The organism is Kribbella sp. NPDC048837 (assembly GCF_055586945.1).
In genome coordinates this window covers 538142-564748 of sequence record NZ_JBVJHF010000003.1, presented here as the reverse complement: position 1 = coordinate 564748, position 26607 = coordinate 538142, and the positions used below count along the sequence as shown (strand labels likewise).

Here is a 26607-nt window from a genome sequence, read left to right as displayed (position 1 = left end):
GTACGGTGGGGGACATGAGACAGGTCTCGGATCTCCAGCGTATGGTCGCCCCGCTGAAGGTGGTGTCCGATTTCGATCCGGCCGGTGACCAGCCGGCCGCGATCGCGGATCTCGAGCGGCGGATCAACGCCGGCGAGCAGGATGTCGTCCTGCTCGGCGCGACCGGTACCGGTAAGACGGCGACCATCGCCTGGCTGGCCGAGAAGATCCAGCGCCCGATGCTGATCCTCCAGCCGAACAAGACGCTGGCCGCCCAGTTCGCCAACGAGCTGCGCCACTTCTTCCCGGCCAACGCCGTCGAGTACTTCGTCTCCTACTACGACTACTACCAGCCCGAGGCGTATGTCCCGCAGACGGACACCTACATCGAGAAGGACTCCTCGATCAACGAGGAGGTCGAGCGGCTGCGGCACTCGGCCACCTGGTCGCTGCTGACCCGCCGCGACGTGGTCGTGGTGGCGACCGTCTCCTGCATCTACGGCCTGGGCTCCGCGGACGAGTACCTGAACCGCATGATCCACGTGAAGGTCGGCACCGAGATGGACCGCGACGGCCTGCTCCGCAAGCTCGTCGGGGTGCAGTACGCGCGGAACGACCTGGCCGGCACCCGGGGCACCTTCCGGGTCCGCGGCGACACGCTCGAGGTGTTCCCGGTCTACCAGGAGCTCGCCGTCCGGGTGGAGTTCTTCGGTGACGAGATCGAGCGGGTGATGACGCTGCACCCGCTGACCGGTGAGGTGCTGAGCGAAGAGGACGAGGTCTACATCGGCGCCGCGACCCACTACGTCACCGCGCCGGAGCGGATGGAGCGCGCGATCACCTCGATCGAGGCCGAGCTGGAGGAGCGGCTGGCCGAGCTCGAGCGCGGTGGTCAGTTGCTGGAGGCACAGCGGCTGCGGATGCGCACGACGTACGACATCGAGATGATGCGGCAGATCGGCACCTGCTCCGGGATCGAGAACTACTCGCGGCACACCGACGGCCGCGAGGCCGGGACGGCGCCGCACTGTCTGCTGGACTACTTCCCCGAGGACTTCCTGCTGGTCATCGACGAGTCGCACGTGACCGTCCCGCAGATCGGCGGGATGTACGAGGGCGACATGTCCCGGAAGCGCACCCTGGTCGAGCACGGGTTCCGGCTGCCGTCGGCGATGGACAACCGGCCGCTGCGCTGGGAGGAGTTCCTGGAGCGGATCGGCCAGACCGTCTACCTGTCCGCGACCCCGGGGCAGTACGAGCAGGACAAGTCCGACGGATTCGTCGAGCAGCTCATCCGGCCGACCGGTCTGGTCGACCCCGAGGTGATCGTGAAGCCGACCAAGGGCCAGATCGACGACCTGATCCACGAGATCCGGATCCGGGTCGAGCGGGACGAGCGTGTCCTGGTCACCACGCTGACCAAGAAGATGTCCGAGGACCTGACCGACTACCTGCTGGAGATGGGCATCCGGACCAGATATCTGCACAGCGAGGTGGACACGCTGCGCCGGGTCGAGCTGCTCCGCGAGCTGCGCCAGGGGGAGTACGACGTGCTCGTCGGCATCAACCTGCTGCGCGAGGGCCTCGACCTGCCGGAGGTCTCGCTGGTCGCGATCCTGGACGCCGACAAGGAAGGCTTCCTGCGGTCCGGCCGGTCGCTCATCCAGACCATCGGCCGTGCGGCCCGGAACGTGTCCGGCCAGGTGTTCATGTACGCCGACAAGATCACCCCGTCGATGGAGCTGGCGATCGACGAGACCAACCGGCGCCGGGCCAAGCAGATCGCCTACAACGAGGCGAACGGTGTCGACCCGCAGCCGCTGCGGAAGAAGATCGCCGACATCACCGACATGCTCGCCCGCGAGGACGCCGACACCGCCGAGCTGCTCGGCTCCGGGCGGAACCAGTCGCGCGGCAAGGCGCCGGTCCCCGGTGGCGGCAAGGCGAAGGCGGGGGAGAAGGCGAAGGAGCTGGCCGGCGGCCTGCCGTCGTCGGACCTGGCCGACCTCATCCAGCAGCTCACCGACCAGATGCACAACGCGGCGGCCGAGCTGCAGTTCGAGGTCGCGGCCCGCTACCGCGACGAGATCTCGGAGCTGAAGAAGGAGCTCCGCCAGATGACCAACGCCGGAGCGAGGTAGTCACTCCCGCGGTACGACGGTGTGCCGCGGTGACTCGTCCACGTGCAGGGTGAAGATGTCCGGCCGCGCATAGTGGCCGACGGCATCGAAATCGAACCTCCCGCGATCCAGCGCCCGCAGGTCCAGCTCGGCGAGCAGGACGCCTTCGCCGCCGCGCAGCGGGCCGGCCAGGATCTCGCCGAGCGGGGAGACGATCACGCTGCCGCCGTCGATCAGGACCGTCTCCGGCGCGTCGCCCTGGATCGGGTGCACGTCGCCGGGGAGGTCGGAACGGGTGAGGTACTGGTTCGCGCTGATCACGAAGCAGCGGCCCTCGAGCGCGACGTGCCGCATGGTCGCCTGCCACTGATCCCGGTCGTCCACCGTGGGAGCACACCAGATCTCGACACCCTTGGCGTACATGGTCTGCCGGAACAGCGGCATGTAGTTCTCCCAGCAGATCGCCGCGCCGAGCACACCGAACTCCGTGCGTACGGCGGCCATGGTCGAGCCGTCGCCCTGACCCCAGAGGACCCGCTCGGCCGCGGTCGGCATCAGCTTGCGGTGCTTGGCGACCAGTCCGCCGACCGGGTCGACGAACAACGCCGTGCAGTACAACGTGCCGCCGTCGCGCTCGATGACGCCGGCGACGACGTGGACAGCGAGCTCGGCCGCGAGTTCGGCGAGCCGGTCGGTCTCCGGGCCGGGCACTTGGATGGCCGACTCGCGGTAGCGGCGGAACACGTCACGACCCTCGGGCGAGCGCGAGCCGACGGTGACGCCGAAGTCGAGGCCCTTCGGATAGCCGCCGAGGAACGCTTCCGGGAGGACGATCAGCCGTGCACCGCCGGACGCGGCCTCCCGCAGGTACCGCTCGGCCTTGACCAGGGTCGCGGGCGTGTCGAAGAGCGTGGAACCGGCCTGGACCGCGGCGACGACGACAGATGTCATGCCGAGCAGCGTAGTTCTGTCCGCCGCGAGGTCTACTGTGCCTGTCAGACCTACCAGGGGAGGACGTTGATGTTCGATCACCTGTCGCTGCAATGTGACGACCTGGGCGCGAGCCGGCGGTTCTACGAGCAGCTGCTCGGTCCGCTGGGGATCAGCGTGACCATGGACTTCGAGGACGTGCTGGGGCTGTCCGGGCCGGACGGCGTACCGAAGTTCTGGCTCGGCAAGCACACGACCGGGGGTGCTCAGCGGGAGATCCACCTGGCCTTCACCGCGCCGGATCGCGCGGCGGTGGACGCGTTCCACGCCACCGCCCGGGAGCTGGACGCCGAGATCCTGCACGAGCCCCGCGAATGGCCGGAGTACCACCCCGGGTACTACGCGGTCTTCGTCCGCGATCCGGACGGCAACAACGTCGAAGCGGTGAGTCACCGGTGACGAGACTGCGTGGGGACGACATCCTCGCGCACTGTCTGGCGAAGCCGGGCGCCTGGCAGGACGAGCCGTGGGAGGGCGACGTGGTCGCGAAGGTCGGGGACAAGATCTTCGCGTTCCTCGGCGGCGGCGAGGGCGTGGGGCTCAAGTGCGGCGCCAACCGGGAGGAGGCCGACGAACTGGTCGACACCTACCCCGGCGACGTCAGCAAGATGGCCTACATCGGGCGCTCGGGGTGGAACACGGTCCGGCTCGGCGGCGCCGTTCCCGACGACGAGATCCTCGAGCTGATCGACACGTCGTACGAGACGATCGTCGCGAAGTTGCCGAAGAGCAGACGTCCATCAGGGACGAATTGATCACGCAGCGCAACTATTCCCCGATCGTGCTGTGACGATTTCGACAGGCGGACACGGCGTCCTGGATTTGGAGTCTTGGACATCGACCCGTCAGAATGGTCGTGGAGAAGGGGAGTATTCCTTCGCGGCGGCATCGTCATCACGGTCAAGGATTCGCTCCTGCGCCCGGTGCCGCCGGCCGGACTCGTCACAGCGAGTGCGGCGGAAGAGACCTTCGGAGTCCTGTTTCGTCTGAGCTCCGGAGGTTATTTGATGCACGTTGCTGACTACGTTTGGTACATCACCGTCGGCGTGCTGCTGGCGCTGCTGGCCTTCGACGTCTTCATCATCGGCCGCCGCCCGCACGAACCGACCACCCGTGAGTCGGCGATCGCGATCGCGTTCTACATCGGTCTGGCGGTCCTCTTCGGCCTCGGGGTGTGGGTGTTCTCCGGCGGCAACTACGCGGGGGAGTTCTTCGCCGGCTGGCTCACCGAGTACAGCCTGAGCGTCGACAACCTGTTCATCTTCCTGATCATCATGTCGAGGTTCGGCGTGCCCAGGAAGTACCAGCAGACCGCGCTGCTGGTCGGCATCATCCTGGCGCTGGTCTTCCGCGGCATCTTCATCGCCGTCGGCGCGGCCGCGATCAACCAGTTCTCCTGGATCTTCTACCTGTTCGGCGCGTTCCTGCTCTACACCGCGGTCCACCTGGCCAGGCAGGGCGAGAACGACGACGAGGACTTCAAGGAGAACGCGGTCATCCGGTTCGCCAAGAAGCGGCTGAACGCCACCGACGAGTACAACGGCGTCAAGCTCACCGTGATCAAGAACGGCAAGCGGCTCGTCACCCCGATGGCGATCGTGATCGTCGCGCTCGGCACCACCGACCTGCTGTTCGCGCTCGACTCGATCCCGGCGATCTACGGCCTGACCCAGGAGCCGTTCCTGGTCTTCACCGCGAACGTCTTCGCGCTGATGGGTCTGCGGCAGCTGTACTTCCTGCTCGGCGACCTGCTCAAGCGGCTGGTGTACCTGTCGCTCGGCCTGTCGGTCGTGCTCGCCTTCATCGGCGTGAAGCTGGTCCTGCACGCGATGCATGAGAACGAGCTGCCCTTCATCAACGGCGGCCACCACATCGAGTGGGCTCCCGAGATCCCGATCTGGTTCTCGCTCGGCTTCATCATCGTCACCCTCGGCATCACCACGATCGCGAGCCTCCGCAAGTCCCGCACCCTGCCGGACGACCCGGCCGACCCTGTCGCCGGGGACGAAGGCCCCGCGGACCGTACGCCGGAGCCCGAGCTGGACCCGAAGACGAAGGCCGAGCTCGACGCTCTCCGCGAGCCGGAGCCGCACGAGTCGGACTCCAAGAAGCCCTGACCTGACAAGCCTTCCGTCGCCCCGGACCCTGCGGTCCGGGGCGACGCGTATGTGGGGACGGACCGATCCGGGGCCGGGTTTGCCGCGAACCGCTGAGAAAGGCGGGGACCGGTGGACTGGCGGAGGGGTCGAATCATGTCCGGATTGCACAAGCTCATCCAGCGACACAGGCGAGACCGGGGACGTCATCGCCGCGGCCGGCCGGCGGGGACTGTCGACGCGGCCCGGCCAGCAGCGGAGACTGCCGGGCCGGCCCGGACGGCGGCGGGGAGTCGCTGGCCGGCGGGCCTGGCCGTCGGGGTGGTGACCCTCGCGGCGATCGTGGCTCTCACAGCGTCGGGGACCGCCAAGGTCCCGGACCGTCCGCCGACCGGCGGGTACGACGCGGCCGGTGGGTACGACGCGGCCGGTGGGTACGACGCGGCCGGGCCCGCGGAGGCGCCGGCGGGCGATCCGTTCATCGATGACGAGGTGCTGGACGAGTTCGTGAAACCGGAGCAGCTGGTCGCGGTTCCCGTCGGGCCCGGCCGGGTGGCGAAACCGGTGCAGATGGTGCTCTCGGGTGCGCCGGTGATCAAGACGCTCGGCGAGAGCGGGATCCCGGCGGTCGCCGTACGGGCGTACAAGCAGGCCGAGGCGCGGCTGGCGGCGAGCGACCCCGGCTGCGGGGTGCCGTGGACGCTGCTCGCCGCGATCGGGCGGGTGGAGTCCAACCACGGGCGGTTCGGTGGCGCACAGTTGCGCGACGACGGCTCGGCGACCCGGCGGATCCGCGGGATCCCGCTCGACGGCCGGCCGAACGTGGCGCTGATCCGCGACTCCGACGGCGGCGCGCTCGACGGCGACACCGTGTACGACCGGGCGGTCGGGCCGATGCAGTTCATCCCGTCGACCTGGCGCTCGGTGAACGCGGACGCCAACGGCGACGGGTTCGCCGACCCGAACAACCTCTTCGACGCCGCGCAGGGCGCCGCCCAGTACCTCTGCACCGGTACGTCGAACCTCCGCGACCCGGGCCGGGCAGCCCAGGCGGTACGCCGCTACAACAACGCCGACTCCTACGTCCGGGTCGTCCTCGGACTGGCTCGCAGCTACGAGGCCGGCCGGGTAGTCGGCCTGCCGTCAACCGGCGAACTCCTGCCCGACGAGCCCGTCGACCCGCCCGCGGCCCGCCCCTGGCCGACCAACGAGCGGCCAGGCGACACGGTCCTCGCCAAGCCCGTCCCGACGCCACGCACCGAACCAGCGTGGCCACCACGTGCCACCACTGACCCGCAGACGACGCCGACTCCGGTCGCCCCCAAACCGCCTGCAACCACAACCGAGCCGACAACCAAACCACAGCCGTCCAAGCCGGCCCCCACGCGACCGTCCGCGCCGAAACCGTCCGTGCCCCAGCCCTCCGAGCCGGAGCCGACCCAAGCACCTAAGCCGAAGCCGTCCGAGCCGAAGCCATCCCAGCCCCAGCCGTCCGAGCCGGAGGCGAGCCAGCCACCCAAGCCGAAGCCATCCGAGCCGGCGCCGTCCCAGCCGCAGTCGTCTGAGCCGGAGCCGACCCAAGCGCCCAAGCCGAAGCCGTCCCAGCCGGAGACGTCCGAGCCTGAGCCTTCGGAGTCCGGTTCCACGCCGGCACCGTCCGCGGAGCCGAGCCCGGAGCGGAAGCCGACCACAGCCGCAGTCGGCTGGGCCCCGGCGATGCGCCAGGTAGTCGGCCAGACCCTGGCCCGACCCGCCTGCCCCCGCATCCCCCAACCCGACCAGACCCCGAAACCGGACCAGCACTCCAAGCCCTGCCCCAACGATCCGGCGAAACCGACCCCAGCTCAGCCCGACAAGTCCGCGAGCGAGAAGAAGCCCGGGAGCGGGAAGGCCGGGACCGGGACGGCCGGGGACGAGAAGCCCGCCGATGAGCAGGCCGGGAGCGAGAAGGCCGGGAGTTAGGACGGCCGAGGGCGAGAGGGCCTGGCATCTTGTGCACCGCAGCAGGTGTGCAAGGTGCGAGGCCCCTCGCGTGTGTCGGCCGGCGCCGGCGGCGGCTGGTTAGTGGCGTTTGCGGCGGTCGGCTTTGGACTGGGCTCGGCGGCGTTTGCGTTCGCGGTGGGCACGCTCCTGCTCAGCGTGGGCATTCTCTTGCTCCCGGTGCGCCTGGTCGTGCTCGGCGTGGGTACTCCCGGCGGACGCGGTGTCGCGGCCGGCCTTGACGCGGGCGTTGCGGATCAGGACCACGACCACACAGAGGATCGCCAGCCCGGCGAACATGAACACGTACCACATGGTGGTCCCCTCCCAGTCCCTACCGATTCTCGGCGGGACGACCGGCGTACGCCTCATCCGTCGCGGCTGACCCGCCTTGCCACCCAGAGTTCTTCGGCGGGCCACTGGGAGGCCCAGGCAGCGGTGACGATCTCGTAGAAGGGGTGGTCTGCCGCGTCCGCCGGAGCGTAGAGCTCGTGCAGCGCTTCGACGCTGAAGCCGAACCGCCGCAGAAGGCGAATCCAGTCGCCGTGAGAGGGATGGAACTCGGCGCCGCCACCCGGCCAGGTCACGTGGTAGGCGGCGCGCTGCCCGCGGTGGAGGCGGTCGGTGGCGACGCCCTCGTCGTCCGGTACGCACAGCGCGGACAGCAGGCTGTTGGTGAGAAACACGAGTCGCCCACCGGGCCGCAGTACTCGAGCAGCCTCGGGAAGCCAACGCTCAGGATCGCACCACGCAGCGGCGCCGTGTTCGCTCACGACGAGATCAAAGGAGGCAGTCGCCAGCGGCAGGCGCTCAGCGTCTGCCTGCAGAAGCGGAAAGGCGGGTCCGGTACGCCGCTGCAGCCCGTGAGCCGTCCGGAGTTGTTCGGCGGACAGATCCACGCCGATCATCCGCGCACCGGACCGGGTGAGCCAGGCCGAGCAGTACGCCGTACCGCAGGCCAGCTCGAGGACGTCGAGGCCGTCGACCTCTCCGAGCACACCCATCCGCCGCTCGGGCACCTCGTACAGGCCCCACACCATCTCCGGCCGGGACCACAGCCCCTCCGCGGCCGGACCGGTGAAGCGCTCGTTGACGATCGCCCACAACGCGCGGTTGCGGGCGATCTCGTCAGCTCGCTTCCCCTCCATCCAGCCAGGCTAGGCCAGGCTCCGGTGGGGCGGAGGCCGGAGCGTGGCCGCGTGACTCAGCGGCTGAGCGGGATGGCCAGGTCGACGACCTGGACCTTGCTCGGGAACGTTCCGAGCTTGGTGGCCTTGCCGGTGGTCAGGGCGATGTCGTACAGCCGCATGCGGCCGTCCGTGTTCAGTACGGCGAGACCCCGGTTGCCGCCGTCCTGCGTGGAGATGTCGAACCCGGCCCACGGACCGGCGTCGACGGTGAGCTTGCCGGTGGGCGCGAGCAGTCCGGCGTTCGCCGGCGACTGGATCACGACCTGGTCGAGCATGGTGTCGATGTCGAACAGCGTCGTCGCGGTGTTCGGGTCGAGGTCGTTGTTCGTGTACGCCGCGGCCGTCACCTGGGTCGCCGTGGTGGGCGGCGCGGGCGGCACGCCCGGGTAGGCCAGCGTGCCGTCGGTGGCGGTCATGCCGGCGGCCGGCGTACCGGCGGGGTCGTCGAGGTTGTGACGCAGGTTCTGGCCGGTGTCGCTGATCACCCGCAGCCGGTTCGCGGCCGGGTTGAAGTCGACGCCGAAGTTCTGGCCGGCCAGCGGGACGGTGAGCTGCGAGACCTTGGTGGCCTGGCCGAAGGAGGCGCCGGTGCTGATCGTGTAGATGCCGCCGAGGTCGCCGACGCCGTACAGCTTCCCGTTCTGGACCCGGTAGTCGATGCCGACCAGCCGCTGGTCGCCGTCCAGTCCCTGGACCCGCGCCGTACTCCGGATCTTGTCGGGGGAGGTGCTGCGGAACTTCACCAGCCGGCCCTTGTCGGTCAGGCCGACCACCTCGGAACGCTCGGGCTGGGCCGTCGCGGCCACGGTCCGCGGGCTGCCGGCCGTCGCCTGGGTCGCGCCGCTGAGGGCCAGAGCCGTCGCGGGCAACGCGATCGCGGCCGCCATCGCGGCGACGACGATGACGTGTCGTCGTGCTTGGAACATGCTGAATCACCTCTCGGTCGCGGCGCCGATCCACCTCGCGCGGCCGGTCGCCGGGCGGACCCCACCGGTGGGCCCAGCTCCGGCGGCGTCCTCAGCCCGTCTTCGTGGCGGGCGACCGATCGGATGTGTGCGATCAGAGGCGGGCGGCGCTGACCAGGGTGGCGCGGCGTTCGTCGGAGACCGGCTCGTCCTCGAGGCGCTTGCCGGTTTCGGAGGCGTGCAGCATGCCGATGGGGGAGACGAAGCCGACGTGGTGGACCTGCTTGCCCGGGCGCGCGAAGAAGTACAGGTCGCCCGGCTTGGCCGCGTCGACGGGGATGTTCTCGAGGGTGTCGGCCTGGTCGTGGGCGTCGCGCGGGATGCGGAGCCCGAGGACGCGGCTGACGGCGTGGATCAGACCGGAGCAGTCCAGCCCGTACGCCGACGTCCCACCCCACAGGTATTCGAGCCCGAGGAACAACCCGCCCAGCCGCAGCCGATCCTCGACCGTGGACGGCTGCTCGACAGGACGCAGTACGTCGTCAGCCAGCCAGCCGGACGCACCGTCCGGGGTGGCGACCCGGGTATACCCGTCCGCGTGCTCGGTCGACGCCAGCACCGTCCCGAAGGACAGCTCCGCCAACGCACCACTGCCGGGCTCAGCCTGCAGCTTGGCCGTCGGTACGGCGATCGCCACCGGACTGGTCGCACTCCCCGGCAGCTCACCCAGATGGCTCGACGGAACCCAGCCCGGGTAGCCCAGCTCGTCCTGGGACGACGGCTGCCACGGGGCGACGATCTCGGACCAGCCGTCACGTTCGGAGCGGACCAGGACCGGCTCGGCGAACAACAGCTGGGTCAGGGTCCGGCCGTGCAGACCGAGGCGGGTCTCGGTGTCCATGGATTTGGCCCATGCGGCGACGTCGGGCTGGGCGGCGATGGCCGGGGCGTCGATGTCACGCGGCGCATCCGGCGAAGTCCACACGGTGCTGACCGGGACTTTGGCGGCGACTAGCTTCATGCGGTCAAGCCTGTCACGCCGAGCCCGGGAGCCGAAGGCAGGTGGATCAGCGAGCCGTCGTACCGGATGCCACCGGCGACCGGCGCCGCACGCAGCCACCAGGCCGCGTCGAGGTCGTTGACCGCCGAGGTCGGGTACGCCGACACCAGTGCGGCGGCCGCGCCGACACCGACGTGGCTCTCCATCATCGAGCCGACGATGGTCCGGATTCCGTGAGCTCGTGCCAGTTCCAGCAGCGTCCGGGCCGGCCCGAGCCCACCGCACTTGGCCAGCTTCACGTTGACCATGTCGGCGGCACCGTGCCGGATCACGTTCACCAGATCGCGTACGCCGTACACCGACTCGTCGGCGAGGATCGGCGTACCGACCCGGTCGGTGACCCACGCCATGCCTTCGAGATCGTCGGCGGCGACCGGCTGCTCGACCAGCTCGATGGCGCAGCCGGCGTCCTCCAGTGCGCGGATCGCGTTCACCGCGTCGCGCCGGGACCAGCCCTGGTTGGCGTCCAGCCGGAGCGTCGGTTCCGGGCCGATCGCCTCGCGCACCCGCCGGACCCGTTCGACATCGGCGGCTGCGTCGGTGCCGACCTTGACCTTGAGTACGCCGAACCCGTCCGCGACCCGGGCCCGCCCGGCAGCCGCGAGCGCATCCGCGTCACCCACGGAGAGAGTCACATCGGTTTGTACGACGTCGACGGTTGAGCCGAGGAAGCCGTGCAGGGTCTGACCACGGCGCCGCGCGGCCAGGTCGTGCAGCGCGATGTCGACGGCGGCCTTCGCGCCGAAGTTGCCGGCGGCAGCGTTCTGTACCCGGCGCAGTGCCTCGGTCAGGTCGTCGGGTCCGAGACCGTCCAGCGCGGTCGCGATCGGGCCTTCGACGCAGGCCTGCGAACCGGCGAGCGAGTCGCCCGTCACCTTCCAGACCTGCGGGGCCTCGCCCCAGCCGCTCAGCTCGTCGTCACTGATCTCGACCAGCAGCGAGTCCGCGTGGGTCGCCGTCCGCAAGGCCGTCACGAACGGGGTGTGCAGCGGCGCCGAGACCAGGTGCGTGCTGATCTTCATCGCACTCCTCCCAGGTCGTGCCGGTGGTTCCAGGCTTCCAGCGCGATCGCGGCGATCAGCTTCTGGGCCTCCGCGTCCGGCAGGTCGGACGTCGTACACACGACCAGGACGAAGGGCTCCGCGTCGGCCGGCCGGACGATGCCGCCGTCGTGGCGGATCCGCGTGTCCCAGCCGTTCTTGTGCTCGACCCGGGTGCCGTCCGGGAGCAGCGCGGGGATCTCGCCGTTCCACTGGTTGCCGGCCAGCAGGTCGCGCAGGTAGTCGCCCGAGGCACCCTTCTGATTGCCCACCGCAACCAGTACGCCGGCCAGGCCGGCCGGGCTCATCAGGTTGCTGATCCCTGCCCGCTGGGCGGCCGCGTCGTCGATCCCGCGCCGGATCACGCTGTCGCCGGGGCCGTACTCCGCGAGGACCGCCTGCGCGGCGTCCACGCCGACCTGCTCGAGCACGAGGTCGGTGGCGAGGTTGCTGGAGCGGGTGATCATCTCGGTCGCCAGCCACCCGAGCGGCGCCGTCGTCCCGAGTTTCGTCCAGGTCGCCGGCGCCTCGTCCTCGTCCGGGTTCACGCCGAACCGGCCACCGGCCGCGGACGCGAAGTCGTTGTGCACGGCCACCGGCTGGTCCAGCGCCAGCTCACCGGCCTCGACCTTGCGCATCATCGCCATCGCCACCGGCAGCTTCATCGTGCTCGCGGCGTAATGTGTCCGCTCCGCCGCGTGCTCGAATACCGGTACGCCGTCCAGTCGCCCGAGCCAGACCCCGAACTCCCCGCTCCCGTCGACCTCCCGGAGCAGCTCCGCGATTCCCATGCCGATCACCCAATCACAGCCCGACCTGGCAGACTGCCGAGGGTGTCCCGGGCTCTCGGCATCCTCCTCGGCTTCGCCGCCGATCGTGCCTTCGGCGATCCACGCCGCTTCCATCCCGTCGCCGGCTTCGGCCAGGCCGCCTCCCGGCTGGAGTCCCGCTGGTACGGCGACTCCCGCGCGACGGGTACGGCGTACACGACCGTCCTCGTCGGTACGGCGACAGCCGCCGGAGTCCTCGCCGAGCGCATGACCAAGAACCGGCCGGTCGCGCACACCATCGTCACCGCGGCCGCGACCTGGGCCGTGCTCGGCGCCCGCAGCCTGGAACGCGAGGCCTCGGTGATGGCCGGGCTGCTGGAGGAGAAGGACATCCCGGCGGCGCGAGACCGCCTCAGCCATCTGTGCGCGCGGGACGCAACCGATCTCGAAGCCGACGAGCTGGCCCGGGCGACGGTCGAGTCGATCGCCGAGAACACGTCCGACGCGTGTGTGGCGCCGCTGCTGTGGGGCGGCGTGCTCGGCGTGCCCGGGCTGCTCGGCTACCGCGCGGCCAACACGCTGGACGCGATGGTGGGCTACAAGTCCGCGAAGTACCTGAACTTCGGGTGGGCGTCGGCCCGGCTGGACGACGTACTCAACCTGCTGCCCGCTCGCGCCTGCGCGGTGCTCACCGGACTCGCGGCGGGGCGACCGCGGGAGGCGGTGACGGTGTGGCGGCGGGACGCACCGAAGCATCCGAGTCCGAACGCCGGGCCGGTCGAGGCGGCGTTCGCCGGGGCGCTCGACCTGACCCTCGGCGGGACCAATAGCTACGGGTCGTACCAGGAGGACCGTGGCACGCTGGGAGACGGGCCACCACCGGCCGTCGCGGACGTACGCCGTACCGCCGCCCTCGCGCGGCACGTCGGGATCGCCGCCACCGGGGTCGCCGCGATCCTGGCCTTTGGGAGACACGCTCTGGGGTGGAAAGGGAAGCGATGGGGTTGAGCCGACGGCCGTTGCGGATCGCGCTGATCCGGCACGGCGAGTCCGAGGCGAACCTGGACAAGACGATCTTCGAGCGCGTCCCCGACCACGCGATCCCGCTGACGGCGCACGGGCACGAGCAGTCGGCCGAGGCGGGCAAGCAGCTGCGGGAGCTGTTCGAGAACGAGCCGGTCCGGGCGTACGTCTCGCCGTACCTGCGCGCCCGGCAGACGCTGGACTCGCTCGGGCTGGACGATCTGATCGGGGTCGCCCGGGAGGAGCCGCGGCTGCGGGAGCAGGACTGGGCCAACTACCAGGACACCGCGGACATCGAGATGCAGAAGGAGCTGCGGGACCGGTACGGGCACTTCTTCTACCGGTTCACCCACGGCGAGTCGGGGTCGGACGTGTACGACCGGGTCTCGACGTTCCTGGAGACGATGCACCGCGACTTCGAGAGCGCGGACGCGCCCCGCAACGTGCTGCTGGTGTCGCACGGCCTCACAATGCGGTTGTTCTGCATGCGCTGGTTCCACTGGTCGGTGCGGTTCTTCGAGACGTTGCGGAACCCGGACAACGCCGAAACACGCGTCCTGCTGCGCCAGCCGGATTTCCGGTACAAGCTGGACCGGCCGTTCGAACAGTGGACACACTACGAACCGACGGAACGGGAGCGATCGGCATGGTTGTAGAACAGACGCGGGATGCGGTGCTCGAACTGCTGGCGAGCCTCACACCCACCCAGCTCGAGAAGATCAAGGCTCCCTTCGACACGCCCGACCACCAGCAGTGGACGTACCTGCCCGGTGCCGTTCCGGGCCTGCCGCTGCACGAGCTGTCCGCGGAGCAGGAGGCGCTGGCGGTGCGCCTGCTCGGACTCGCCTACAGCGAGCGCGGCCTGGCCGACTTCCGTGGCGTGATGGCGGCCGAGATCATCGTCCGCGGTCTCGCCGATCCGATGGAAGTCGCGGAGCGCGGCGGCTGGGCCGGTTCGACGGTGGGCGATCGCTACTACCTGCGCGTGCTCGGCGACCCGGCCGGGACCGAGCCGTGGGCCTGGCGGCTGAACGGTCACCATCTCGCGCTGCACGTCACGCTCGTCGACGGCGCCATCTCGTTCACCCCCCAGTTCTTCGGGTCGAACCCGGCCGAGGTCCGCACCGGCCCGTACGCCGGACGCCGGTTCCTGGCCGCGGAGCAGGACCTCGGCTTCCAGCTCCTGCACGCGCTCGAGCCCGGCCAGCTCGCCGTCGCCCTGGTCTCCGACGCCGCACCGGACGACATCCTGACCCGCCACGACCCGGTCGCCGACGCGTCGCTGCTCCACCGCGGTCTCGCGTACGGCGACATGACCGCGGACCAGCGCCAGCTCCTCAGCCTCCTCATCGGTCAGTACGTCGGCCGCGCCGCCGGACCGATCGGCCTCCAGACCTGGCAGGACATCACCGACCGCGGCATCGAACGCCTCACCTTCGCGTGGGCCGGCGAGACCGAGCCCGGGGTCGGCCACCGCCACTACTACTCGATCGCCGGCCCCAGCTTCCTGGCCGAATACGACAACACCCAGGACGACGCCAACCACATCCACTCCGTCTGGCGAGACCTCCGCAACGACTGGGGCACCGACCTCCTAGCAGCTCACTACGCCATGCACAGCTGAACACTCATCTGTGCACCGGCCTGAACTCGTGGGTGATCGTCCACGTCGCGGTGCGGTGGCCGAGGCGGTTGGCGTCGGTCATCGCCTTCCGGAAGTGGAAGCCGAGCCAGATCCTGGCATTCATCGTCTCGGCATCGAGGACCGCGGCGCTGTCGTAGTGCCGGGTCGTCATGGTCACCGAGGAGGAGATGTCCAGGTCGATGGACCGCGCACCGAACAGATAGCTGAACACTCCGGTTGCCGCGCCGGTGCCGGATGCGTGCCCGCTGACGTAATCCGGATAGGGCGGGGTCTGGAGCAATGACATCCAGGTGGCGTCGGGTGTGGTCGCCCGGTTCCCGTCGGTGTCGGCCAGCCGGATCGCCGTGATCGGTCGCCAGTAGGCGTAGTCGTACTTGGACCGCCAGCACGCGATCAGCGCATCGGCGATGCTCGTGCTGAGCAGGGCGAACGCCCGGGCGCTGTCGACGAGGTTCATCCCGCGCGCGGCGACCTGCCCACGAAGTGCCGTCTGGTACTGCAGGACGGCGTTGGCGTTCCAGAACAGTGCGGTCTCGGTCTGCCACGCGGTCCGGGTGGATCCGACCAGCGCACCCTTGGCCTTCACCTCGGCGAAGTCCCGAGCATAGGCCTTCGACGTGATCGGGTAGGGGCCGGACAGCCGGAACTGCGTCGGCGATCGGAGTGCCAGCGGTACGACGAATCCGAGCCAAGGCGCGAGCATCGGCGCCAAGGCATCAGGTGTCGGGCGCCAGACTCCCGGGGCGGGCGTCACCGTCAGCTGGATGTTCGCGCCTCGGCCGTCGTCGGCCCGCGCTCGGATCAGCTTCTCCGCTGCGTGCCGGCCGACCTCGGTGCCCCGGACCTTGGCGCGGCTGTCGGGGATGGCGGCGAGCGACGCGGCATAGTCGGTGGCGAGGTTCGCGGCCGAGGCCGGGAAGTAGTACCGCAGGACGTCGTACGCCGCCGTCGCGGCCGCCGCGTCCGAGGAGGCCGGGCCGCGGACCTTCGGTTGCTTCAGGTACGGCTCGTAGCGGCCCTCGATGGCGACCACCGCGTCGTACACGGCCAGCGACACGAAGCCGAAGTACAGACTCCCGACCGGGACCGAGGTCGCGTTCTCGGTGTAGATCGTCCGGCCGGCGATGGTGTTCCACTGGGTGATCACTGCCGGGTTCGAGTGGTTGCCGCCGGCCTGACTCGGCACGGCGGTGAGGGCGGGAGCAGCCAGACCGGCCGTCAGGACGACGACCAGAAATCTCCAGAACTTCAAGCGCATGATTGCCTCCTTCAGGTGACGCCGGGCTGAACGGCTTGCGCTGAAGAAGACGTTGTCGTGCGACGCCGGGGGGCGTCCGCAGTACAAACCCTTGGCATTCCGGCCTACACCTGTTGTCCGCTCGGGTCAACGGCGAAGCCTGCGCCCGGTGGCCGGAGTGGTCGTCGGCTAGAGTCGGCTCGTCATCGACGGCATCAGCAGGAACCCGGTGTGAGTCCGGGGCGGTCCCGCCACTGTGAGCCCCTTGTCGAGGGGGAGTCAGGAACTGCCGCCGTCGTACCTCCGAACGGGGCGTGGACACCCCGAGGAAGGACCGGGCGCGCGTGCCTGCCAACCTGCTGCTGCTCTCCACCGCCGATACCGATCTGCTCGCCGCTGCCGAGGCGGAGGCCGGCTGGACGGTCGCCAACCCGGCCCGGCTGGAGCTCGACCAACTGGCTCCGCTGCTCGACGCCGCCGAGGTCGTCGTGGTCCGCCTGCTCGGCGGCCGGCGGGCCTGGGAGGAGGGGCTCGGCGCGGTGATCGCGTCCGGCAAGCCGGCCGTGGTGGTCAGCGGTGAGGCCGCGCCGGACGCCGAGCTGATGTCGCTGTCGACCGTCCCCGCGGGTGCCGTGACCGAGGCGCTGGCCTACCTCCGCGAAGGCGGCTCCGGGAACCTGCGCAACCTGGCCGGCTTCCTGCGCGACACGCTGCTCCTGACCGGTGACGAGTTCGATCCGCCGCGCGCCCTTCCGGCGTACGGCGTGCGCGGGGAGTACGTCGAGGACGACCGGCCCGTGGTCGGGATCGTCTACTACCGCGCGCACGAGATCTCCGGCAACACCGCCTTCGTCGACGCGCTCGCCGCCGCGGTCTCGGCGGCGGGTGCGCAGCCGCTGCCCGTGTACTGCGGGACCCTGCGCGGACTCGATCCGACGTCGACCGAGAACGCCGGACTGTTCGAGCTCCTGCGCAAGTGCGATGTCCTCGTCACGACGCTGCTCGCCGCCGGGGGATCGGTCGCGGCCAATGCGAGTGCCGGCGGCTCCGACGACGCGTGGGACGCCGGTGCGCTCGCCTCCCTCGACATCCCGCTGATCCAAGGCCTCGCCCTGACCTCGACCCGCGAGCAGTGGCTGGCCAGTGACGCCGCGGTCAGCCCGCTGGACGCGGCGACCCAGGTCGCGATCCCGGAGTTCGACGGGCGCCTGATCACGATCCCGTTCTCGTTCAAGTCGTACGACGCCGACGGCCTGGCCCGGTACGCGCCGGATCCGGAGCGGTGTGCCCGGCTGGCCGGGATCGCGGTCGCGCACGCCCGCCTGCGCCACGTGCCCGCTCGGGACAAGCGGCTCGCGCTGGTGTTGTCGTCGTACCCGACCAAGCACGCGCGGATCGGGAACGCGGTCGGTCTGGACACACCGGCGTCGGCGGTCGTGCTGCTCGGGCAGCTGGAGCAGGCCGGGTACGACCTCGGTGGGCTCGACCTCAGCGAGCTCCAGGGCGCGGAAGGCGCCGACGGGCTGATCCACCGGCTGATCGCGGCCGGTGGTCACGACGTCGACTGGCTGACCGACGAGCAGCTGGCGTCGGCGGTCGCCAAGATCCCGCTGCAGGTCTACGCGGAGTGGTTCGGGCGTACGCCGGAATCGTTGCGCGAGGCAATGACCGGGGCCTGGGGCGCGGCGCCCGGTCAGCTGTACGTCGACACGTCCGGTGACGAGCCCGCGATCGCGCTGGCGGCGCTGCGGTTCGGGAACGTCGTACTGATGATCCAGCCACCGCGTGGTTTCGGCGAGAACCCGGTCGCGATCTACCACGACCCGGACATGGCACCGTCGCACCACTACCTGGCGGCGTACCGCTGGCTCGAGGCTCCGGTCGAGGAGGGTGGCTTCGGCGCGCATGCCGTCGTACACCTGGGCAAGCACGGGACGCTCGAATGGCTGCCGGGCAAGGGCATCGGGATGGCGGCCGACTGCGCGCCGGACGCCGTCCTCGGGAACCTGCCGATGGTCTACCCGTTCATCGTCAACGACCCCGGTGAGGGGACGCAGGCCAAGCGGCGCGCGCACGCGACCGTCGTCGACCACCTGGTGCCGCCGATGGCGCGGGCGGAGACGTACGGCGACATGGCGAAGCTGGAGTACCTGCTCGACGAGTACGCGACCGTCTCGGCGCTGGACCCGGACAAGGTGCCGACGCTGCGGGCGCAGATCTGGACGCTGATCCAGGCAGCTCAGCTGCATCACGACCTGCACACGTCCGAGAAGCCGGAGGACGACGACTTCGACGAGTTCGTCCTGCATCTCGACGGGTATCTGTGCGAGATCAAGGACGTGCAGATCCGCGACGGGCTGCACATCCTCGGTGGTGCGCCGGCCGGCGAGGCCCGGGTCAACCTGGTGCTCGCCGTACTGCGGGCTCGCCAGCTGTGGGGTGGGTCGTACTCGATCCCCGGCCTGCGGACCGCGCTGGGGGAGACCTTCGGTGTCGACGAGGCCGAGCTGCTCGCGAACCCGGGTCGGGCGGCCGACCTGGCCGATCTCGCGACGCTGGCGGATCTGCCGGCGGTGAGTGGCGCCGATGGTGTCGACCTGCTCGAGGCGGTGGCGCGGAAGCTCGTCGTCGGGATGGAGACGCTGAGCTGGGACGCCGCGAAGGTCCCGGTCGTCGTGGCCGAGGTGCTGGGTCGGTCGTCGGAGCAGGTCGAGTCGTCGCTGACGTTCGCCGCGACGGAGGTCGTGCCGCGGTTGGCGCGCACCGGCGACGAGCTGACGAACGTTCTGCGGGCGTTGGACGGCCGCTTCGTCGAGGCCGGGCCGTCGGGCTCGCCGACCCGCGGTCTGGTCAACGTGCTGCCGACCGGCCGCAACTTCTACGCCGTCGACCCGAAGGCGATCCCGAGCCGCAACGCCTGGGACGTCGGTGTCGCGCTGGCCGACTCGCTGCTGGCCCGGCACCAGGCGGAGACGGGGGAGTGGCCGCGCTCGGTCGGCCTGACCATCTGGGGCACGTCGGCCATGCGCACCCAGGGCGACGACTTGGCCGAGGTCCTGTGGCTGCTCGGCTGCCGCCCGGTCTGGGACGAGGCATCGCGACGGGTGACCGGCTTCGAGGTCGTGGATCTGGAGGAGCTCGGCCGGCCACGGATCGACGTGACGATCCGGATCTCCGGCTTCTTCCGGGACGCGTTCCCGCACGTGGTCGCGCTGCTGGACGAGGCCGTGCGTACGGTCGCCGCCCTCGACGAACCCGCCGACGGCAACTACCTGCGGGCGCACGTGGACGCTGATGTTGCTGAGGGCAATGACCTGCGATCGGCCACCGCCCGGGTCTTCGGCTCCAAGCCCGGCTCGTACGGCGCCGGCCTGCTGCCGCTCGTGGACGCGCGGAACTGGCGCACCGACGCCGAGCTGGCCGAGGTGTACGCGATCTGGGGCGGGTACGCGTACGGCAAGGACCTCGACGGCGCGGAGGCCCGCGGCTCGATGGAACGCGCGTACGCCCGGATCCAGGTGGCGGCGAAGAACGCGGACACCCGCGAGCACGACATCATGGACTCCGACGACTACTTCCAGTACCACGGCGGCATGATCGCGATGGTCCGGCACCTGACCGGCGCGAACCCGAAGGCGTACGTCGGGGACTCCGCCGTACCTGCGCAGGTCCGCACCCGGACGCTGGAGGAGGAGACCAAGCGGGTCTTCCGGGCCCGGGTGGTGAACCCGCGGTGGATGGCGGCGATGCGGCGGCACGGGTACAAGGGCGCCTTCGAGATGGCCGCGACGGTGGACTACCTGTTCGGGTACGACGCGACCGCGGGCGTGGTGGACGACTGGATGTACGAGACGCTGACCACGTCGTACGTGGCGGATCCGGAGATGGCGGAGTTCTTCCGGAAGTCGAATCCGTGGGCGCGGCACGGGATCGCCGAGCGCCTGCTGGAAGCGGCCCAGCGCGGTCTGTGGTCGTCCCCGTCCGACGAGGCCCTCGAGACGCTGCGGAACGCGGTCCTCGAGACGGAGGGTGACATCGAAGACCGCGGCTGATTGGGTAGAGGTATGGCGCCCGAGCAGCTGAGAGTCCTGATCACCAACGACGACGGCTACCAGGCTCCGGGGATCCGGGCGCTCGCGCCGGCGATCGCCGAGCTCGGGTACGACGTTCTCGTGGTCGCACCGCTCGACGACCAGAGCGGCGTCGGCTCGGCCCGTGCCGGGATGATCGGGCGCCCGATCCGGACCGAGTCCGAGGAGGAGGCCGGGGTCACCTACCTCGGCATCGACGGTACGCCGGCGCTCGCGGTGACCCTGGCGTCCGTGGGAGCGTTCGGGCGGGCTCCGGACCTGGTGCTGTCCGGGATCAACCGCGGCCACAACATCGGCGTACCGATCTTCCACTCCGGCACCGTCGCCGCGGCGCTCACCGCCGCCGGGCAGGGGACCTCGGCAGTTGCCATCAGCATCGACTCGGAGGACCCGGCGCACTGGCCGACCGCGGCCGCGGTCGCCGCCGAGGCGCTCACCTGGCTCATCTCCGAACCGGCCGGCACGGTGCTGAACATCAACGTCCCCGACCGTCCGCTCGACCGGCTGGCCGGCGTCCGGCACGCGTCGCTGGCTCCGATCAAACGCTCCCGGATCACGGGCACCACCGCCCCGACCGGCGAGCCGATGATCGAGCTGGAGCCGCCGCGGCCGAACCCGGTCGCCGACTCCGACGAGGCCCTCCTGGCCGCCGGATTCGTCACGGTCACGCCGATCGTCGGCATCCGGGAGGTCAAGGACGACGCGGCCGCCACCGCCCTCGCCAAACGCCTCGCGTGAAGCTCTTCGTAGCGGAGTACGGCGCGGCCGGCGCGCCACCGCTGCTCTTCATCCACGGCCACGGCGGCGGCTACCACTACCAGCGCTGCCAGGCCGGCCTCCTCGCCCGGGATCTCCGCCTGATCGCCCCGGACCAGCACGGCGTCCTGCGATCCGGCCCACTCGCCCCCGGCGACTCACTCAACCTGGACGTGTTGCTCGCGGACTTCGAGGAGCTCCGTGAGGATCTCGGCATCGACCGTTGGGCGATCCTCGGCCACTCGGCCGGCGGCAACTACGCCGTTGAGCACGCGATGCCTACCGCGACAACGCCGCCACTCCTCGGGTAGTCACCTTCGAGCAGTCCGGCCACTTCCCGCACTTCGAAGAACGGGAACGCTACGCCGACCTGGTCCGCGGCTTCGTCCTGGAGGTAACCCAGTAGCTCCGCGGTGGACCTGCTCCACTCCCCAAACCTAAGGGGGTGCCGCCGCAGATCTGAGGGGGAGCGGCTGATGTGGCCGTCCCCGGCCGCGACGGACGGTGGAGGACAGACGGCGATCCGCGCCGTGAGGAGGAGTTATGAAGCACATCGCCACCCTGGTCGCCGTACCGGTACTGACCTGCGGGTTCCTGCTGGTCGGCACGACCCAGGCTTCGGCGCGCAACGTCGACCCCGAGACCGGCACTCGTGGAGAACCTGTCACGGTCTTCCGCTATCCGGGACCGATCGTCCAGGTCGACGACAACGTCGCCGAAGGACTGCAAGCCGCTGGAAGCGCCATCGGCGGAGCCGGAATCACGCTGGCAGCCCTCTGGGCCTACCGGCGTCGCCATCCGCTCGGCGCTCAGTGATCCGGCAGCCGCCGCTCAGCCAGAGCGGCGGCTGCCACCCGGCTCGTCGTCCCCGTCTTCCGCAGAATGTTCGAGACATGCACGCTCACCGTCTTGTCACTGATGAACAACTCCTTGGCAATCTCCCCGTTCGACCGCCCAGCCACCAAGAACCCCAACACCTCCCGCTCCCGCCCAGTGAGCCCCGCCAGCCGCGGGTCCTCGGCCGCCACCACCGCAACCGGCTCCTGCACATCGATCCGCGCGCGCCGAGCCAAGCCTTCGATCTCGGCCACCAAGGGCTCGGCCCCGAGCTCGACCGCAGACCCATGAGCCTCCCGCAGAAGCTCACGCACCCGCCACGGAGTCCATCCGTTCGCCAGCCCAGCCTCGGCACACCGCCACTGCGCCATGACCTCGTACCAACGGCTTCCCGCCGTACCGCAGGCTGTACTCGCGTCGCGCCAACGCTCAGCCTGGTCCGGTGACTTCCGGCAGCGTGCGAGTTCGGCCGCGAGGAGCGATCGATCCATCGCCTGCACCTCAGGGCCGTCCAAGGCCACGGTGAACGGCTCGCACGGCCATTCGTCGAGAACCATGTCGACCATCTCCGCGAGGTTGTGGTCCCCGCCGTCCAGGGTTGCCTCGGCTGCCGCTCGGACATAGGTCGGAAGCACGGCGTCGTCGTCCGGCTCGGGAAGATCCGGAACGAGCAGCCGCGGGCGTGCCCAGGTGAGAGCCTCCGCGGCGCGGCCTTCGGCGAGCATCAGCTCGATACCGGTGCGGGTCATCGGCGGACGGAGTGGGTTGAAGTCCTCGGAGACCAGCTCCAACGCCCGATCGAAGTGCTGCCGTGCCTCCTCGATCCGCCCGGACCGTACCGCCAGCAGACTCGCGGACAACCTGACACCTGCTCCCGGGATGCCGCCGCAGCGGGCGGCGAGCGCCGACCGCAACATCACCCGGCACTCCTCCCAGCGGCCGAGGTCGATCAACAAGTCGGAGGCCTGGAAGGCGAGGAAATGGGCCCAGGTGCCGGCACCGGCGGCGACCGCGTCCTGGTAGGCCGCAGCGGTGACCTCGGCGGCCTCGACGCGCCGGCCGAGCGCGCGCAGAGCGTCGTAGCGCCAGATCGCGGCCCCGGTGGCGGTGTCGAGATCCCCGCACGACCGCGCCAGCGACTCCGCCAACTCGGCGTCGGTCAGCGCATCCGCCGGCGAACGGTAGTCCGACACCGCCGCGCGGGCGCTGAGAGCACGTCCGATGGCCTGCGCCGAGCCCGACCCGCGGGCGATCCGGACGGCTTCGGCCGCATGGACCACGTCGTCCGGTACGCCGTACATGGTCTCGGTCTCGGCCAGCTCGGCGAACGCAACCGCGCGCTCCGCGCTATCCGGGAGACCAGCGGTCAGTGCGATTGCCTCATGGATCTCGTCGAGGTCAGCGAGAGCGGGCGTCGCCGTTTGCCAGCGGGCGTCGGACCTTCTGACGAGCAGATCGCAAGCCAGCAAGGGTTCCTGCTCCTTGTCCACCAGGCTCAAGGCCTCCGTGAGGAGTGTGACCCCCACCTCCGGCCAGCCGGCCCGGCGGCAGGCCGAGCTCGTCCGTCGGAGCAGCTTGATCCTCTCGTCGCGGTTGCCTCGGATGGTTGGGGAGACTGTTTCCCAGAGGGTGCAGGCGCGGCGGAGCTGGATGGCTTCCTCGGTGGGGGCTCGGAGCTGTGCTGCTTGGTCGGCCGCGATGAGGGACCAGCGGTACGTCGCGTCGAGGTTGCCGGCCTTTTCGTTGTGGACGGCGAGATCGGCGGCGGTGACCTCACCTGGTCGCGCTTCGAGGACGCGGAGGTAGTCGGCATGGAGGTCGGCCGCTCGTTCGGGGGGCAGGCCGTCGTACAAGACCTCGGCCAGGAGCGGATGGCGGAACCACCAGCTGCCACCGTCGGTGTGTACTACGCCGCGATCCTGCGCCTCCAGCAGGGAAGCGGTGGTCTCGAGTCCGGACGCGACTTCGCCCAGTACGGCGGATGACGTCGGGCGGCCGCTCACGGCGAGGATTCTGGTGACCCGGCGGGACTGGTCGGACATGCTGTGCCAGGCGGCGAGCAAGGCGTCGCTGAGGGCCGCCGGGACGGTCGCGGGCAGGCTGTGTTCGGCACCGGACAGGCCGCGGACCATCAGCTCGATCAGGTAGGGGTTGCCGTCCGACCTGGCCAGAACCTCGCTGACGAGCTCGATGTCGGGTGTTCTGCCCAGCAATCCGTGGATCTGATCGGTGGCGCCCTCCAGGTCGAGCGACTCCAGCCGAAGCTCACTGAACGACGGCATCCGGCGCATGTCCGCCAACCACGAGTGCAGCGGATGTCCCTCGGGCCGTTCCTCGGTCCGGCAGGTGGCGATCACTACCAGAGGCTGCCCCCGGAACCCGGCGATCAGGTACGCCAGCACGTCGAGCGACGCGACGTCCGCCCACTGCAGATCATCGATGACCACCGCGGTCGGCCGCCGCTCGGCGATGCGGTTCAGCACGAGGTCGACCAGCACCGGCAGTCTCGTTGCACTGCTGTCAGCTTCGCCGTTGCTGCTGCCGAGTGACGGCAGCAGGGCGTTCAGGCCTTCGGTGCCGGTCAGGGTCTCGGCCTTTTCGCCGGGGTCCGCGTGGGTGAGCCAGTCCTGGAGGGCGCCCACGATCGGGGCGAAGGGGACCGATGCACCGCCGAAGTGGACGCAGGAGCCCCAGAGGACGTTGAGGTGTGAGGCGTTGCAGACTTCGCGGGCCAGGCGGGTCTTGCCGATGCCGGCTTCGCCGTGGATGACGATCGCTTGGGGGACGCCGGTGACGGCGTGCCGTAGTGCATCGCCGAGGAACTGTTGTTCGGCAGCGCGTCCGGCGAAGCGACGATCGGGCTGCGGACCCCCCATGGGTACTCAGTGAACACCCTGCAACGTCCCGACGGGAGCCCTCGGCGAGGCACGCGCCGATCAAGCGTTCGACCCTCGAGGGTGGACCACTTCGCCCGTTTCGAGTGCACCTAACAGGTGTCCTGAGGCGGTCGTCCATCGCAGTCGCCGGCCGATCCGGACCGCTTGTGCAGTGCTTGTCGCGCTGCAGCATCGCGGGACGGCGGGACCTGGCGCTCCGGGTGCGATACGTCTCTCTGGAGCGCTTCTAGGTGACGCGTAGGCCGGTGATCAACAGGCCGACCATGCGGCGGGCGTCGTACCGGGGCGTGTTCTCCGCGCCGATGCAGAGGTTGCCGACGGCGCGCATCAGTTCGTAGGCGTCGATGTCGGTGCGGACCTCGCCCGCGGCGCCGGCGGCCTCGAGGAGTTGGGCGCAGACGGGAACCAGGCGGTCGAGGAAGTAGGCGTGCAGGGTCTGGAAGGCGGCGTCGTCGGACTGCAGTGCCTCGGCGAGACCGTGCTTGGTGACCAGGAAGTCGACGAAGAGGTCGATCCAACTGGCCAGGGCGGCGTGCGGTGAGGTGCTGTCCGCGAGCAGCGCCGGGCCGGCCTCGGCACACGCTTCGACCTGGTGGCGGTAGACGGCGACGATGAGGTCGGCTCGGGTCGGGAAGTGGCGGTAGATCGTGGCGACGCCGACCCGCGCCCGCCCGGCGATGTCGCGGACGGGCGCGTCGACGCCGGACTCGACGAAGGCCGCCGCGGCGGCGTCCAGCAACGTCTTCTCGTTCCGCCGCGCATCAGCCCGTTTCCGCTGAACAGCCGGCCCCGCCGCACTGTCCCCCCGCTTCCGCGCGGCTGGCGTTCCCGCTCCGCTGTCGCTCTGCGTCCGCGCGGCGGGCTGCTCTGATCCGGCCATGCCCCTCCTTGATAAACGGAACAATGTTCCGTATGTTGATTACCGGAACGTCGTTCCGTATTCGGCCATCATGCCAGGAGGAGCACCGCTATGCAGTACCGCACCTTGGGTCGCACCGGCGTCCGGGTCAGCACCCTCGCGCTCGGCGCGATGAACTTCGGCGCCATCGGCCGCACCGGCCAGGACGAGGCCACCGCGATCGTCGACGCCGCTCTCGAGGCCGGGATCAACCTGATCGACACCGCGGACATGTACGGCCAGGGGGAGTCCGAGGAGCTGGTCGGCAAGGCCATCGCCGGCCGCCGCGACGATCTCGTGCTGGCCACGAAGGCGACCATGCCGATGGGTGACGAGCGCAACCACCAGGGCAGTTCGCGCCGCTGGCTGGTCACCGCGCTCGACAACAGCCTCCGCCGGCTCGGCGTCGATCACGTCGACCTCTACCAGATTCACCGATGGGACCCGAGCACCAGCGACGAGGAGACACTGTCGGCGCTGACCGACCTGCAACGCGCGGGGAAGATCCGCTCGTTCGGGTCGTCGACGTTCCCGGCGTACCGGATCGTGCAGGCGCAGTGGGCCGCCCGCGAGCATCACCTCAGCCGTTACGTCACCGAACAGCCCAGCTACTCGATTCTGCAGCGCGGGATCGAGGCCCACGTCCTGCCAGTGACCGAGGAGTACGGGCTGGGCGTACTGGCCTGGAGCCCGCTGGCGTCCGGCTGGTTGTCGGGTGCGGTCCGCGCCGGCCAGGAGATCAGCACCAGCCGTTCGGTCTTCGCACCGGAACGGTTCGACACCACGCTTCCGTACAACCAGGCCCGACTCGAGGCCGTCGAGCAGTTGGCGAAGGTGGCCGACGAGGCCGGCCTGACGCTGATCCAACTGGCCCTCGGCTTCGTCACCGCCCACCCGGCCGTCACCAGTGCGCTCATCGGGCCACGGACCGTAGACCACCTGCACTCCCAGCTCGCCGCAGCCGACACCGTCCTCGGTCCTGACGTCCTCGACGCCGTCGACAGCATCGTTGCCCCCGGCACCGATCTCGCCCCGCACGAGAAGTTCGATACCCCACCCGCGCTGCTCGAGCCGTCGCTGCGGCGTCGCTGAA

General features: G+C 70.1%; 23 protein-coding genes and 1 riboswitch. Of the genes, 13 read left to right on the top strand and 10 right to left on the bottom strand.

Annotation, left to right across the window (positions count from 1 at the left end; all coding sequences use genetic code 11):
• Positions 1–14 precede the first annotated feature (14 nt).
• Entirely contained in the window at positions 15–2120 is a 2106-nt protein-coding gene (uvrB, locus tag ACZ6O0_RS18305; RefSeq protein ID WP_465766092.1) for an excinuclease ABC subunit UvrB, read from the top strand.
• Here the strand turns inward: uvrB and ACZ6O0_RS18300 are convergent, their stop codons facing one another.
• On the bottom strand, positions 2121–3050 hold the full coding sequence (locus ACZ6O0_RS18300) for a carbon-nitrogen hydrolase family protein (RefSeq protein WP_465766091.1): 930 nt from the start codon (positions 3048–3050) through the stop codon (positions 2121–2123).
• Positions 3051–3119: 69 nt separating this feature from the next.
• On the opposite strand from ACZ6O0_RS18300, the gene ACZ6O0_RS18295 reads away from it, so the two are divergent.
• The 4 genes from ACZ6O0_RS18295 (at position 3120) to ACZ6O0_RS18280 (ending at position 7147) form a co-directional block, all read left to right on the top strand.
• On the top strand, positions 3120–3488 hold the full coding sequence (locus ACZ6O0_RS18295; protein ID WP_465766090.1) for a VOC family protein: 369 nt from the start codon (positions 3120–3122) through the stop codon (positions 3486–3488).
• Positions 3485–3844: an MmcQ/YjbR family DNA-binding protein gene (locus ACZ6O0_RS18290; protein WP_465766089.1), complete on the top strand. Its 360-nt coding sequence runs from the start codon at positions 3485–3487 to the stop codon at positions 3842–3844. Before ACZ6O0_RS18295 ends, ACZ6O0_RS18290 begins: the two co-directional genes overlap by 4 nt.
• A gap of 252 nt (positions 3845–4096) precedes the next feature.
• Positions 4097–5206, top strand: coding sequence for a TerC family protein (locus ACZ6O0_RS18285; RefSeq protein WP_465766088.1), 1110 nt, complete (start codon positions 4097–4099; stop codon positions 5204–5206).
• A gap of 135 nt (positions 5207–5341) precedes the next feature.
• Positions 5342–7147 (top strand): lytic transglycosylase domain-containing protein, encoded by a 1806-nt coding sequence (locus tag ACZ6O0_RS18280; RefSeq protein ID WP_465766087.1) that lies wholly within the window; start codon positions 5342–5344, stop codon positions 7145–7147.
• A 99-nt stretch (positions 7148–7246) separates the two neighbouring features.
• Here ACZ6O0_RS18280 and ACZ6O0_RS18275 read toward each other — a convergent pair whose 3' ends face one another.
• From ACZ6O0_RS18275 to ACZ6O0_RS18250, 6 genes are all read right to left on the bottom strand, one after another.
• Positions 7247–7480, bottom strand: coding sequence for a hypothetical protein (locus tag ACZ6O0_RS18275; RefSeq protein ID WP_465766086.1), 234 nt, complete (start codon positions 7478–7480; stop codon positions 7247–7249).
• Positions 7481–7533: 53 nt separating this feature from the next.
• A complete protein-coding gene (locus ACZ6O0_RS18270) occupies positions 7534–8313 on the bottom strand; it encodes a class I SAM-dependent methyltransferase (protein ID WP_465766085.1) in 780 nt (259 codons plus the stop codon).
• 56 nt (positions 8314–8369) lie between these two features.
• Positions 8370–9281 (bottom strand): DUF4394 domain-containing protein, encoded by a 912-nt coding sequence (locus tag ACZ6O0_RS18265; protein ID WP_465766084.1) that lies wholly within the window; start codon positions 9279–9281, stop codon positions 8370–8372.
• Positions 9282–9414: 133 nt separating this feature from the next.
• Positions 9415–10281: a C40 family peptidase gene (locus tag ACZ6O0_RS18260; RefSeq protein ID WP_465766083.1), complete on the bottom strand. Its 867-nt coding sequence runs from the start codon at positions 10279–10281 to the stop codon at positions 9415–9417.
• On the bottom strand, positions 10278–11342 hold the full coding sequence (locus ACZ6O0_RS18255; protein WP_465766082.1) for a mandelate racemase/muconate lactonizing enzyme family protein: 1065 nt from the start codon (positions 11340–11342) through the stop codon (positions 10278–10280). Before ACZ6O0_RS18255 ends, ACZ6O0_RS18260 begins: the two co-directional genes overlap by 4 nt.
• Positions 11339–12151, bottom strand: a complete 813-nt coding sequence (locus tag ACZ6O0_RS18250; protein ID WP_465766081.1) for a serine hydrolase — start codon at positions 12149–12151, stop codon at positions 11339–11341. The genes ACZ6O0_RS18255 and ACZ6O0_RS18250 overlap by 4 nt, the downstream gene beginning before the upstream one ends.
• Positions 12152–12193: 42 nt before the next feature.
• On the opposite strand from ACZ6O0_RS18250, the gene ACZ6O0_RS18245 reads away from it, so the two are divergent.
• From ACZ6O0_RS18245 to ACZ6O0_RS18235, 3 genes are read left to right on the top strand one after another with little or no spacing between them, the layout of a single operon-like run.
• Complete coding sequence (locus ACZ6O0_RS18245) at positions 12194–13138, top strand: cobalamin biosynthesis protein (RefSeq protein WP_465766080.1); 945 nt, start codon at positions 12194–12196, stop codon at positions 13136–13138.
• Positions 13129–13809, top strand: coding sequence for a phosphoglycerate mutase family protein (locus ACZ6O0_RS18240; RefSeq protein ID WP_465766079.1), 681 nt, complete (start codon positions 13129–13131; stop codon positions 13807–13809). The genes ACZ6O0_RS18245 and ACZ6O0_RS18240 overlap by 10 nt, the downstream gene beginning before the upstream one ends.
• Complete coding sequence (locus ACZ6O0_RS18235) at positions 13800–14777, top strand: DUF3500 domain-containing protein (RefSeq protein WP_465766078.1); 978 nt, start codon at positions 13800–13802, stop codon at positions 14775–14777. The genes ACZ6O0_RS18240 and ACZ6O0_RS18235 overlap by 10 nt, the downstream gene beginning before the upstream one ends.
• Positions 14778–14781: 4 nt before the next feature.
• Here ACZ6O0_RS18235 and ACZ6O0_RS18230 read toward each other — a convergent pair whose 3' ends face one another.
• On the bottom strand, positions 14782–16056 hold the full coding sequence (locus ACZ6O0_RS18230; protein ID WP_465766077.1) for a vanadium-dependent haloperoxidase: 1275 nt from the start codon (positions 16054–16056) through the stop codon (positions 14782–14784).
• A gap of 158 nt (positions 16057–16214) precedes the next feature.
• A riboswitch (cobalamin riboswitch) is annotated at positions 16215–16343 on the top strand.
• 36 nt (positions 16344–16379) lie between these two features.
• Between ACZ6O0_RS18230 and cobN the strand changes: the two genes are divergently transcribed.
• The 4 genes from cobN to ACZ6O0_RS18210 all read left to right on the top strand — a co-directional run bounded on the left by cobN (position 16380) and on the right by ACZ6O0_RS18210 (position 21698).
• Positions 16380–20087: a cobaltochelatase subunit CobN gene (gene cobN / locus ACZ6O0_RS18225; protein WP_465766076.1), complete on the top strand. Its 3708-nt coding sequence runs from the start codon at positions 16380–16382 to the stop codon at positions 20085–20087.
• A gap of 12 nt (positions 20088–20099) precedes the next feature.
• Complete coding sequence (gene surE, locus ACZ6O0_RS18220) at positions 20100–20864, top strand: 5'/3'-nucleotidase SurE (RefSeq protein WP_465766075.1); 765 nt, start codon at positions 20100–20102, stop codon at positions 20862–20864.
• Positions 20861–21193, top strand: a complete 333-nt coding sequence (locus tag ACZ6O0_RS18215; RefSeq protein WP_465766074.1) for an alpha/beta fold hydrolase — start codon at positions 20861–20863, stop codon at positions 21191–21193. Before surE ends, ACZ6O0_RS18215 begins: the two co-directional genes overlap by 4 nt.
• Positions 21194–21425: 232 nt before the next feature.
• Entirely contained in the window at positions 21426–21698 is a 273-nt protein-coding gene (locus ACZ6O0_RS18210) for a hypothetical protein (RefSeq protein WP_465766073.1), read from the top strand.
• Here the strand turns inward: ACZ6O0_RS18210 and ACZ6O0_RS18205 are convergent.
• Together ACZ6O0_RS18205 and ACZ6O0_RS18200 are read right to left on the bottom strand one after the other, a co-directional pair.
• Positions 21692–24595, bottom strand: coding sequence for a helix-turn-helix transcriptional regulator (locus ACZ6O0_RS18205; RefSeq protein WP_465766072.1), 2904 nt, complete (start codon positions 24593–24595; stop codon positions 21692–21694). The two genes, ACZ6O0_RS18210 and ACZ6O0_RS18205, sit on opposite strands and share 7 nt — an antisense overlap.
• A 247-nt stretch (positions 24596–24842) precedes the next feature.
• On the bottom strand, positions 24843–25496 hold the full coding sequence (locus tag ACZ6O0_RS18200) for a TetR/AcrR family transcriptional regulator (protein ID WP_465766071.1): 654 nt from the start codon (positions 25494–25496) through the stop codon (positions 24843–24845).
• 90 nt (positions 25497–25586) lie between these two features.
• Between ACZ6O0_RS18200 and ACZ6O0_RS18195 the strand changes: the two genes are divergently transcribed.
• A complete protein-coding gene (locus ACZ6O0_RS18195; RefSeq protein WP_465766070.1) occupies positions 25587–26606 on the top strand; it encodes an aldo/keto reductase in 1020 nt (339 codons plus the stop codon).
• Position 26607: the final 1 nt, after the last annotated feature.

Bases quoted from the DNA above. Each gene is read 5' to 3' on its own strand.
- uvrB (WP_465766092.1), top strand. From the start codon at position 15: ATGAGACAGGTCTCGGATCTCCAGCGTATGGTCGCCCCGCTGAAGGTG.
- ACZ6O0_RS18300 (WP_465766091.1), bottom strand. From the start codon at position 3,050: ATGACATCTGTCGTCGTCGCCGCGGTCCAGGCCGGTTCCACGCTCTTC.
- ACZ6O0_RS18295 (WP_465766090.1), top strand. From the start codon at position 3,120: ATGTTCGATCACCTGTCGCTGCAATGTGACGACCTGGGCGCGAGCCGG.
- ACZ6O0_RS18285 (WP_465766088.1), top strand. From the start codon at position 4,097: ATGCACGTTGCTGACTACGTTTGGTACATCACCGTCGGCGTGCTGCTG.
- ACZ6O0_RS18280 (WP_465766087.1), top strand. From the start codon at position 5,342: ATGTCCGGATTGCACAAGCTCATCCAGCGACACAGGCGAGACCGGGGA.
- ACZ6O0_RS18275 (WP_465766086.1), bottom strand. From the start codon at position 7,480: ATGTGGTACGTGTTCATGTTCGCCGGGCTGGCGATCCTCTGTGTGGTC.
- ACZ6O0_RS18270 (WP_465766085.1), bottom strand. From the start codon at position 8,313: ATGGAGGGGAAGCGAGCTGACGAGATCGCCCGCAACCGCGCGTTGTGG.
- ACZ6O0_RS18265 (WP_465766084.1), bottom strand. From the start codon at position 9,281: ATGTTCCAAGCACGACGACACGTCATCGTCGTCGCCGCGATGGCGGCC.
- ACZ6O0_RS18260 (WP_465766083.1), bottom strand. From the start codon at position 10,281: ATGAAGCTAGTCGCCGCCAAAGTCCCGGTCAGCACCGTGTGGACTTCG.
- ACZ6O0_RS18255 (WP_465766082.1), bottom strand. From the start codon at position 11,342: ATGAAGATCAGCACGCACCTGGTCTCGGCGCCGCTGCACACCCCGTTC.
- ACZ6O0_RS18250 (WP_465766081.1), bottom strand. From the start codon at position 12,151: ATGGGAATCGCGGAGCTGCTCCGGGAGGTCGACGGGAGCGGGGAGTTC.
- ACZ6O0_RS18240 (WP_465766079.1), top strand. From the start codon at position 13,129: ATGGGGTTGAGCCGACGGCCGTTGCGGATCGCGCTGATCCGGCACGGC.
- ACZ6O0_RS18235 (WP_465766078.1), top strand. From the start codon at position 13,800: ATGGTTGTAGAACAGACGCGGGATGCGGTGCTCGAACTGCTGGCGAGC.
- ACZ6O0_RS18230 (WP_465766077.1), bottom strand. From the start codon at position 16,056: ATGCGCTTGAAGTTCTGGAGATTTCTGGTCGTCGTCCTGACGGCCGGT.
- surE (WP_465766075.1), top strand. From the start codon at position 20,100: ATGGCGCCCGAGCAGCTGAGAGTCCTGATCACCAACGACGACGGCTAC.
- ACZ6O0_RS18210 (WP_465766073.1), top strand. From the start codon at position 21,426: ATGAAGCACATCGCCACCCTGGTCGCCGTACCGGTACTGACCTGCGGG.
- ACZ6O0_RS18205 (WP_465766072.1), bottom strand. From the start codon at position 24,595: ATGGGGGGTCCGCAGCCCGATCGTCGCTTCGCCGGACGCGCTGCCGAA.
- ACZ6O0_RS18200 (WP_465766071.1), bottom strand. From the start codon at position 25,496: ATGGCCGGATCAGAGCAGCCCGCCGCGCGGACGCAGAGCGACAGCGGA.
- ACZ6O0_RS18195 (WP_465766070.1), top strand. From the start codon at position 25,587: ATGCAGTACCGCACCTTGGGTCGCACCGGCGTCCGGGTCAGCACCCTC.